Origin of the sequence: Mesorhizobium sp. M7A.F.Ca.US.002.01.1.1 (genome assembly GCF_004022955.1) — a bacterium.
GTDB lineage: Bacteria > Pseudomonadota > Alphaproteobacteria > Rhizobiales > Rhizobiaceae > Mesorhizobium > Mesorhizobium ciceri.
This window is the reverse complement of record NZ_RZQE01000295.1, coordinates 1-7,549: the sequence shown is the minus strand read 5'-3', so window position 1 is coordinate 7,549 and position 7,549 is coordinate 1. Positions and strand designations below refer to the sequence as shown.

The 7,549-nt window shown below is 62.0% G+C and carries 6 protein-coding genes and 1 pseudogene; 4 read left to right on the top strand and 3 right to left on the bottom strand.

Annotated features, from left to right (window positions below; all coding sequences use genetic code 11):
* Positions 1 to 148 precede the first annotated feature (148 nt).
* Both EN932_RS24020 and EN932_RS24015 read left to right on the top strand, forming a co-directional pair.
* Positions 149 to 394 (top strand): hypothetical protein, encoded by a 246-nt coding sequence (locus EN932_RS24020; RefSeq protein WP_128369114.1) that lies wholly within the window; start codon positions 149 to 151, stop codon positions 392 to 394.
* A gap of 69 nt (positions 395 to 463) precedes the next feature.
* Complete coding sequence (locus EN932_RS24015; protein WP_128369113.1) at positions 464 to 802, top strand: hypothetical protein; 339 nt, start codon at positions 464 to 466, stop codon at positions 800 to 802.
* Between the two features lie 14 nt (positions 803 to 816).
* Here the strand turns inward: EN932_RS24015 and EN932_RS24010 are convergent, their stop codons facing one another.
* From EN932_RS24010 to EN932_RS24000, 3 genes and pseudogenes are all read right to left on the bottom strand, one after another.
* On the bottom strand, positions 817 to 1,347 hold the full coding sequence (locus EN932_RS24010) for a methyltransferase (RefSeq protein WP_245459353.1): 531 nt from the start codon (positions 1,345 to 1,347) through the stop codon (positions 817 to 819).
* A 327-nt stretch (positions 1,348 to 1,674) separates the two neighbouring features.
* Positions 1,675 to 4,233 carry a membrane-bound PQQ-dependent dehydrogenase, glucose/quinate/shikimate family gene (locus tag EN932_RS24005; RefSeq protein WP_127367064.1) on the bottom strand — a complete coding sequence of 853 codons (2,559 nt, stop codon included), beginning with the start codon at positions 4,231 to 4,233 and terminating at the stop codon, positions 1,675 to 1,677.
* 318 nt (positions 4,234 to 4,551) lie between these two features.
* Positions 4,552 to 4,662: pseudogene (locus EN932_RS24000) on the bottom strand (BA14K family protein); the annotation flags it as partial.
* Positions 4,663 to 4,940: 278 nt separating this feature from the next.
* On the opposite strand from EN932_RS24000, the gene EN932_RS23995 reads away from it, so the two are divergent.
* Positions 4,941 to 5,597, top strand: a complete 657-nt coding sequence (locus EN932_RS23995) for a cytochrome c3 family protein (protein WP_127367551.1) — start codon at positions 4,941 to 4,943, stop codon at positions 5,595 to 5,597.
* On the top strand, positions 5,581 to 7,549 hold a 1,969-nt coding region (locus EN932_RS23990; RefSeq protein ID WP_164890593.1), incomplete at its 3' end, for a TAT-variant-translocated molybdopterin oxidoreductase. The genes EN932_RS23995 and EN932_RS23990, both read left to right, overlap by 17 nt.

The following is a 7,549-nucleotide window of genomic DNA, read 5'->3' as shown; positions in this document are numbered from 1 at the left end:
AGGTAGGCCCAGCCCCGCTGGTTAATAAGCGCGCCGGTCGAAGCTCTGCACATTCGAATTAGTGACTTTTGTGCCACAGAGATTCCAAGAAGGCCCGCCACTGTAACCCAGCACGGAACGATTACAGCAAGGCGGGCGTTACCGCAGCATGATCAAGAACATTGCCTATGTAGCCTTACTGACCCAAATTGCAGTGATACCCGGTCTCATAACCCAGACATTGCTATCGACCCCTACCCAAGCTGCAAACGTGCATCCGATTTTGGAAGCCGTTGTGGTTGTCGCCGACGATGAATGCACCAGGGCGACGTGGCCCGACATCCCCCAACATTGCTTGCAACGGGTGGCGGCGAGAAAACACATTACAATGGACGTTCTGACGCCTGCCAAATGAGCCAGCCCTGCGCACAGTTGCGAGGGGTGCCGGGAAGGCCGCTGGGCCTGATCGAGGGGGCTTGAAGGATTGGCAGCGCCGACCGCCGAAGACTTTAGCAAGTCCCGATATCAGCGAAACGTGCGAACCAAGGACGGGGCATTACCTGGAGAGCGCCGGCTTGTGCGCTCGAAATTGCGGCCGCCAGAAGCAGCGTTGCCCCGAAGACGGTTGACAGCAAGCGATAACCTGCTCGACGGGCTCGACGGCTTCGAAATCCAACAACTCCCCATCCCGTTGGGCTTTGCGATCAACACGCCGCCATCCCCTTGTGTCGTTGAACCCACGGATCTGCCTTTGCAACTTGGGCAGCGGCGCGAGGTCAGTCGCCATCGCGAATGCATCGGCGCCGTGATGTCGCGCCGCTGAATTATGTCCAGTAGTTAGGCTGGGCAGGCCTCAAGTATGGAAATGGGTCCTTGGGTCTGAATTATGCGTTCAAGACGGAGCCCGGCGGCGTCGAACAAGCTTGCATATTGGAGCTGTGTTCTCTCCAGGCCGCCGGTGACGGCAAGCATGACCACGTCGACACCCTTGATCTGGTTCGGCTCGTCACCTGGCGGCACGAGCGTCTCGGCCAGAAGCACCTTCCCGTTCGGCAGCATTGCCTTGCGGCAATTTTGCAGGATCACCGCGGCATGTCCGTCATCCCAATCGTGAATGACCTTCTTGATGACGTAGGCATCACCGGGAGGAACGCTTTCAAAAAAGTCACCGGCGACAAATTCAGTGCGCGGCAGGTCGCCTCCGGCACCCTTGCGTGCTGCCGCGACGCCTGAAGGCAGATCGAAAAGCACACCGCTCAGATGAGGGTTGCGGGCCAGGATCGCCGAGAGAAGCTGGCCATGCCCGCCGCCAACGTCGACAACGCGGCCATGAGAGCATGGCCGACGCGCGAGCGTGGCTGCGCCCAACCTCGCGGCAGCGCCGATAACGGCCCGTCCGCAGCCACCCAAGCAGCGGGACTCGTCATTTAGAGTCTGCTAAACTTCCGCGCATATCGGAGGGATGTCATGCTCAATCCGTCGCAACAGATCATGAGGTTGGGATTCGGGTTCGCCGTCACGTGGGCGTGGCCTGCTTAATGTCATCTGACACACCGCGCAATCGGATCGAGAGCGTCGATCGGCGATTTGGGCAACGGTGCTGCCAACGAGGTTCGAAGCCCACCGTAACTGGTATGCATACGGCTCGCCCGATGCGCTCAGAAAACGCACTGTTTAGCCTCATTGAGCCAAGCTCTAGCCAGGCAGCGCGTAGGCGATTACCGAATCTCCTGCTTTGGTGCCAGTAGACCCATGACCTCCGGCTACAACGACAAGATACTGCCGACCGTCAGCAGCCTGGTAGGTGGACGGTGTTGCTTGCCCACCCGCCGGCAGCCGCTGGCGCCAAATCTCGCGTCCTGTGCGAAGATCGTAGCCGCGAACGTAGTTGTCCATCGTCCCGCTCAGGAACGCGACGCCGCCCGCGGTAATGATCGGTCCACCAATCCCTGGCACTCCCATCTCGAACGGGAGCGGTATGGGCGTCAGGTCCCGGACCGTACCGTTGACTTGGCGGTATACGGTCTTGCCTGTCCGCAGATCCACCCCTGCGACATATCCCCAAGGGGGCTGCTGGCATGGCAGATCCAGAAACGAGTAGAATGGGCCCATCTTGGCCGCGTAGGGGGCGCCAAAATTTTCATTGAACACAGGCGCATTCTTCTTGCTCACCACACGAGCTGTGTTGTCCGGCCTGGGTAGAAGCTGGGACGTGAACGCCAGATAGACCGGCATGGCAAAGGCAATATCTCGTTGCGGATCAACCGCAATCGCGCCCCAGTTGAAGACGCCGAAATTGCCTGGATACACGATGCTGCCCTGAGTGGATGGCGGCGTAAACACCCCATCATACCTCAGCTGATGAAAGCGGATCCGGCAGTAGAGCTGATCTATGAGAGTGGCGCCCCACATGTCCGCTTCGGTTAACCGATTAGGCCGGAAAGATACCGCCGAGTGGGGCTGAGTTGGCGAGGTGTGATCTCCGTCGACAGCGCCTTGCGGGGCGGACTCTTCCTGGACGGGCAGAAGGGGTTTTCCGGTGAGGCGGTTCAGAACAAATATTTCGCCCTGCTTGGTCGGCGCAACCAGAGCCGGGACGTCGTGTCCGCCCACGGTGAGATCGACCAGGCTCGGCTGAGCCGGCACGTCGTAGTCCCAAAGATCATGATGGACGGTCTGGAAGACCCAGGCCACTTTACCCGTGTCCGCGTGGAGTGCCAGGATCGAGGACGAGTACCGCTCGGTCTCCGGTCCGCGCTTGGCGCCAAATTGGTCCGGCGACTCGTTGCCCATCGGAAAATAAATCAATCCGAGCTTCGGGTCGTAGCTGGCCACACTCCATGAATTGGGAGCATTGTTGGAATAGGTCTGGCCATTGGGGATCGGAGCGGTTGCGTCTGGGTTCTTGCTGTCGAAATTCCAGACAAGGGCGCCCGTATAGGCGTTGAAGGCCCTGATCACTCCAGATGGAGAAGTGGTCGCCACGTTGTCATTGACCGCCCCGGCAACGACGACCAGATCGTGAGTTATGACGGGGGGCGACGTCGAATAGAAAGAACCCGGCGTCACGTTGGGCATGTTGGCCCACAGATTGACGGTTCCGTCAGCGCCGCCAAACCCCGGACAGATCTTGCCCGTCTCGGCGCTGATCGAGATGAGCCTGCCATCCGATGTGGGGACGAAAAGCCGCTTCATGCATTCGCGGGTGATGCTCACGCTGGCTGGCGGCTGGTCGCGATTGACGACCGGGTTGGGAGCCCCAGACTGTGCCTGTCCAGTCACCACATTTTGCGGCACCCCGGCGGCCTGCGTTGTGATTTCATCGACGCTCTGCTGGAGATCGGCGCCAGCATGTGCGGGCGCCCCGGCAACCTCCGGCGCGAGTGAAACGTTCGGGGGCAGGTCGGCCGGCGTGACCTCCTCGTACGCGACGCCTCGGCAGGTCATGTGTTGAGTAGTGGCCTGAGGTGGCTCTTTTAGCTTGGGATCAAACCGCCATTTCTCTTTGCCAGTAACTGGGTCGAGCGCTATCACAGTGCTGAAGGGGGTGCAGATGTATACCGTGTCGTTCACCATGAGCGGAGTGACCTCATAGGTCGTTTCCTGCGGGTCATTAGGCCCGCGGATTTGCCCCGTCTTGAATGTCCACGCCACCTGCAGTTTGCCGATGTTTTGGGGCGTGATCTGGGCTAGGGGCGAATAGCGCTGGCCCATCGAGTTACGTCCATAGGCGACCCATTGTCCGGGCGGGGTACCGTCGTCTGAAGACGCCACCGCCGCCATGCGCTCCTGATCGAAAGTCCCCGTCACCTCCTCCGGATCCTGAAACATTGAATAGATGCCTGCAGCAGCCGCCAACACGATCACCGCCGCCAAAGCGGCATTGTTGAAATCGAAACTTGGGCGAGCACGACCGGAACCTGTCGCCACCCGTTCAGAACGGTTGAGCTTGTTTATGATGGCTGGCAGGAGCACCAAAACCCCTATGACCAGCAACAGCCCGCCCCGAGGCGCCAAGGCCCACCAGTTGAAGCCGACTTCCCACAACGCCCAGCAGAGTGTGACCAGTGTCGCCAAGGCGTAGAGCCCCACCCCAGTTGGGTTGTGACGCCCCATCAGAATCCCGGATGCGGTGAGCATCGCACCCAGCACCAAATAGAACCAGCTACCGCCCAAGACCGCCAACCAGAGGCCCCCGACGACGAAGACTGCTCCTACGACAACGATGATTACTGACAGCACGAGCCGATACATCGCGCACTCTCCCTGATTAAGTGAGTTTGTCGTTTCCGCATCGAAACGCGACCTGATGAAGGCCCTAGCGACGGTTCGACGAATTCCACGCTAGGGCTGACGATCGAGTGCGTGTGGCGTTTCTCCACCCGAACCTCCAGCCGTGGATCCACCACCCCGGAGGACGACAAATGTTGCGATTCCGACGACAACGAGAACCAGGGTAATTGCTATTCCGCGATTCACGCTTGAACTCCACATGACGTGCCTGCTTAGTGTCATTCGGGCCGATCTCGCCACCGCGCCTGTGGCGGTTGCGATACGTTCCGGTCGAGAATGTTATCCGCGCCGACATTGTCGGCGAGGGCCGCTACAGGCCTGGAAAGTGTTGTCCGATCGTCTATAGGATCGATAGTCGTCATAGCACCACCGTACGTGCCGACTGGATGCAGAGAGAGATCCAAACGCCGCGCCGACGAACATGGTCCACCAGAAAGCTATCCGGAACGGCTGCGGACGGTTTGGACAACAGTCATGTCTTTCAACTCGTAAAGAACCGTGATGGTCCCCGAACGCCCGAAAGCGGCAATCGTTTCGTGCGAAATATCGGAATACGAGTTATTTTGATCACCTTCCCGTGAGCAATCTACCGACTCCGGAACTTCCGCGGGGCCTCTCAGTTGGGCGCCATCACGTCGGTCCAAGTTCAAATCATTCTGGGCGAGGGGATGCCGCAAATCTTTGCAAGGAGCGCCAATGGCATCACCCGGTTCGTGCTGTGGGGCGGGTTGTGCACCATGCTTCTGGTCGCGACCGGCGGCACGGCGCTGCTGCGCTCGAGCTTTTTGACCGGCGTCGGCGAGGCAGCGGCACAGCCGGTCCCTTTCAGCCACAAGCACCATGTAGGCCAGCTCGGCATCGATTGCCGCTATTGCCACAACGGCGTCGAGACCTCCAATTCCGCCGGGCTGCCGGCGACTGAAATCTGCATGACCTGTCATTCGCAGCTCTACACCAATGCCGCCATGCTGGCGCCGATACGCACCAGCCTTGCCAGGAGCCAGCCGCTGCATTGGCAGAGGGTCAATTCGGTCCCGGACTTCGTTTACTTCAATCATTCCATCCACGTGAACAAGGGCGTCGCCTGCGAGACCTGCCACGGCGCGGTCGACGAAATGCCGTTGACGGCGCGGGCCGAGCCGCTGAGCATGGAATGGTGCCTTGCCTGCCACCGTGATCCCGAGCCCAATCTGCGGCCGCCGCAGGACGCTTTCCTGATGCACTGGAACCCGCCGGACGACATCGCAAGAATCCGACGGTCGCTCGTCAAGCTGCTTGACGTCCATCCCGAGACCATGACCGACTGCTATGTCTGCCACCGCTGACAAGGATGCACCCGCAGGCGCTGCCGGTTCGCGCCGTTCATCGGCCGCCGGCGATCTCTGGCGCAGCTTGGACGAAATGGCCGGTACGCCGGATCTCGGCCGCTTCATCGAAGCCGAATTCCCTTCCATCGCCGAGCGCCTGCCGCAGAATCTCGACCGTCGCACGCTTTTGAAGCTCGCTGGCGCCTCGCTCTCGCTGGCAGGCTTGACCGCCTGCGGCCGGGCTGAGGACATCGTGCCGTATGTGCGCCAGCCGGAGAACGTCATTCCCGGCCGGCCACTTTACTATGCGACGACGCTTTGCAGCGGCGGCTACGGCATCGGCGCCGTCGTCGAGAGCCACGAAGGCCGGCCGACCAAGGTGGAAGGCAACACCGATCACCCCGCCTCGCTCGGCGCCACGGATGCCGTCATGCAGGCTCAAGTGCTGGCCCTGTTCGATCCGGACCGCTCGCGTACCCCGCTGAAGAATGGCGAGCCGGCGCCCTACAGCGATTTCCTGGCGGATATGGCCAAGCTCACCTCTGACTGGACGGCTTCGGGTGGGAAAGGCGCGGCGCTGCTCATCGAGACCGGCACTTCGCCGACGATGAAGGCGCAGATCGACGCGCTTCGCAAGCAATATCCGGAACTTCGCATCTATCGCCACGATCCGCTTGCCGCGACGGCCGACGAGGAGGCCGCGACGAAGCTGTTCGGCCGGGCATTGACGCCACTCTACCGCTTCGACCGCACCCAGGTGATCTGCTCGCTGGACGCGGATTTCCTCGGCGAAGGGCCGGGTGCGCTCGCCTATTCGAAGCAGTTCGCGGCGCGAAGGCGCGTGCGTAAGCCGGGCGACGCGATGAACCGGCTCTATGCGGTGGAGTCGACGCCGACCATCACCGGCGCGGCCGCCGACCACCGCAGGGCGGCAAGACCAAGCGAGGTGGAGGCAATCGCGGCTGGACTGAATGCCGTGCTGGGCGGTGCGGGTGATGCGGCCGCAGCCGACCGGCAATGGATTGCCGCCGTTGTCGACGATCTGAAGGGCGCCGGCCGCAACGGCTTGGTCTTGCCCGGATCGCAGCAGACCGCGTTCGTCCACGCGGTGGCGCTGGCCTTCAACGGCCGGCTCGGCGCCTTCGGCAACACGATTGACCTCATCGAACCGCCGCATGCGGTCCCTGTCGATGGCGACCTATCCGATCTCGGCGAGGCGATCTCGGATGCCGCAATCGACACGGTCGTCGCGCTTGGCGCGAACCCGGTACACACCGCGCCTGCCGGCCTCGATGCGAAGAAGACGTTCGGATCGCTGAAACTGCTTGTCCATTTTGGCCTCTACCGCGACGAGACGGCGCTCCTGGCGCAATGGCATGTGCCGGCCGCACACGATCTTGAAAGCTGGAGCGACCTGCGCGCCTTCGACGGCTCCGCCTCGATCGTGCAGCCGCTCATCCTACCGCTGTTTGGTGGGCGGACGGTGCACGAAATCCTGGCGGCCCTTGCCGGCACGTTCGATGCCGACGCGCTGATGCTGGTGCGCCGAAATTGGGCGCAAAGCTTGGACGATACCGCCTGGCGCAAGGCTTTGCGCGACGGCGTTGTCGCGGGCACCGCTGCCGTTCCCGTCGCAGTCCAGCCGCCGGCCGACCTCGCCGGACTGCGGCCGCGCGCCGCGCCAGCCAAGGAGGTGGAAATAAGGTTCACGGCCGATCCCTTCCTACGCGACGGCCGCTACGCCAATTCGGCCATGCTGCAGGAACTGCCGCGCCCGCTGACGAAGGTCGTCTGGGGCAATGCGGCTCTGGTCTCGCCGGGGACGGCCGCGCGCCTGAAGCTTGAGAACGGCCGCACGGTGAACCTCGACCGCAACGGCCTCAGCCTCGATGCGCCGGCCTGGATCGTGCCCGGCCATCCGGACGACACGGTGACGCTCTCCTTCGGTTTCGGCCGCAAGGCGCCCGGTG

What these genes read in the sequence shown, in the direction of transcription:
- EN932_RS24020 (WP_128369114.1), top strand. Translation starts at nt 149, where the DNA reads ATGATCAAGAACATTGCCTATGTAGCCTTACTGACCCAAATTGCAGTG.
- EN932_RS24005 (WP_127367064.1), bottom strand. Translation starts at nt 4,233, where the DNA reads ATGTATCGGCTCGTGCTGTCAGTAATCATCGTTGTCGTAGGAGCAGTC.
- EN932_RS23995 (WP_127367551.1), top strand. Translation starts at nt 4,941, where the DNA reads ATGCCGCAAATCTTTGCAAGGAGCGCCAATGGCATCACCCGGTTCGTG.